The organism is Subsaximicrobium wynnwilliamsii (assembly GCF_007997225.1).
Taxonomy (GTDB): domain Bacteria; phylum Bacteroidota; class Bacteroidia; order Flavobacteriales; family Flavobacteriaceae; genus Psychroserpens; species Psychroserpens wynnwilliamsii.
The window spans coordinates 1-1510 of record NZ_VORM01000092.1; the positions used below are offsets into that span (position 1 = coordinate 1).

At 30.7% G+C, this 1510-nt stretch carries 3 protein-coding genes; all 3 read right to left on the reverse strand.

Features of this window, described 5'->3' with window-relative positions:
* Positions 1 to 130: 130 nt before the first annotated feature.
* The 3 genes from ESY88_RS20615 to ESY88_RS20625 are packed head-to-tail and all read right to left on the reverse strand — an operon-like array spanning position 131 to position 1364.
* The gene (locus tag ESY88_RS20615; protein ID WP_147088588.1) at positions 131 to 700 is read right to left on the reverse strand and encodes a hypothetical protein; all 570 of its coding nucleotides are present in this window, start codon (positions 698 to 700) and stop codon (positions 131 to 133) included.
* Positions 701 to 713: 13 nt separating this feature from the next.
* On the reverse strand, positions 714 to 1085 hold the full coding sequence (locus ESY88_RS20620; RefSeq protein WP_147088589.1) for a hypothetical protein: 372 nt from the start codon (positions 1083 to 1085) through the stop codon (positions 714 to 716).
* Positions 1086 to 1364: a barstar family protein gene (locus ESY88_RS20625; RefSeq protein ID WP_147088590.1), complete on the reverse strand. Its 279-nt coding sequence runs from the start codon at positions 1362 to 1364 to the stop codon at positions 1086 to 1088.
* Between the last annotated feature and the right edge of the window lie 146 nt (positions 1365 to 1510).

The window sequence follows — 1510 nt, forward strand, 5'->3', positions numbered from 1 at the left end:
AATAACAGCGCAAACTCCAGCCATCCTTCTTTAAATTCATCGTTTTACCCATAGACGGCAAATCAACCGGATTCGTCAACACAGTATTCAGCTCTGGCCTATCGGCGAGCCGAATACTTAGTTATTGTGCTTAGTTTTTTTCTCGATATTCAACATATTTGTCAATATCTAAAATTCGTCTTTTTTGTAAATCAACTTTCATTAATTCACTTAGTATATTGTAATCCTTTCTAATATCGGGAACATATTTTTTTGATTCCTTTTTACGTTCTTCTTTTGCTTTAGTTCGTTCTTCAAGCCTCGATTTTCGGTCGCTATCATCTTCAAATTTCGGAATAAATTCTTTTGGCATTTCGGGTAATTTAGAAGCCATTTTGGAAATCGAGTTAGAAACGATTGTCAACTTTTCGGTAATTTGCTTTGTAGAAATCAATTCTAAACGGATTTCCATTTTATAATATTTTTCAAGTTCGGTTTCCGCCATTGAACCTAAGTTTCTTATTAACTTATCTAAGGAATGAAGTATGTCTTGATAAAGTTTTTCTAATTCCTGAACATCTCTTTCTTTTTCATCAATAAGTCGATTTTTATTCTCTCTTTTAAAAGTAGATTTTGCTGAATAATGTGAATTAAGAATTACTGCTACTCCAGCAATAATTGCACCTAAAAGTGTTCCTATTAATGTCCACCAATTTTCCAATTAATTTAAATTTTTATTTTGTTTCATACCAATGTTTTTGTTTTTCGTACTCTTCAAATTCTAAATTATTCATTCTGAACAAAATCTTAGAAAAATCTCGACATTCTTTTACTTTCTTAGTTATTAAATAGTCCGTAATCAAGTAATGAATAAAAGGATGTTCGACATCTTCCATTTTTAAAGTCGAATATCTTTTTCGTGATTTAGGATACTGTTTCCAAAATCGTTTATAATCACTATAAATTTCGTCTGTTACTTTTGAAATTATTTCATTCAGTAATTCAATCGGAATTTGATTGTCAGAAAAACCAATATAATACTCTTTAATTTTCGAGTAAAAATCCCGTTTGGGTTCAATTCTATTTTCAGTTTTCCAGAATAGCATTTAGGTCAATTGTAATTCTATATTCTCGTGTTCTTTGATTATTTCAATTATTCGGTCATAATATTTTAGTTCGGATTTACTTTTTTCACTTCGATGCCATTTTAAAGTATATCTCTCGTCAACATCGTGAACTCCAAATCCGCCATACAAGACATCATTAAATGCGTTGAGATTCCGTCCAATTTTCCAATTCAGTCCAAAGGTCATTTTCGATTCTACCTCTCGATAAAAACCTTTCATATTTGAAAATTTATTTCCGTTTATCTCGATTATTCGCATTTTGATAAATTAAGCACAACGTCAGACTGTCTAATAACTTGTTCATACTTTTCAAGAAAGACCCAAGGTCATTTTTTAGCTTTTTTGTATCTTAATAGTATGAAATACATATCTGGCAAAGACAGAAAACAGACCTGCCTCTTCCC

What these genes read in the sequence shown, in the direction of transcription:
- ESY88_RS20620 (WP_147088589.1), bottom strand. Translation starts at nt 1,085, where the DNA reads ATGCTATTCTGGAAAACTGAAAATAGAATTGAACCCAAACGGGATTTT.
- ESY88_RS20625 (WP_147088590.1), bottom strand. Translation starts at nt 1,364, where the DNA reads ATGCGAATAATCGAGATAAACGGAAATAAATTTTCAAATATGAAAGGT.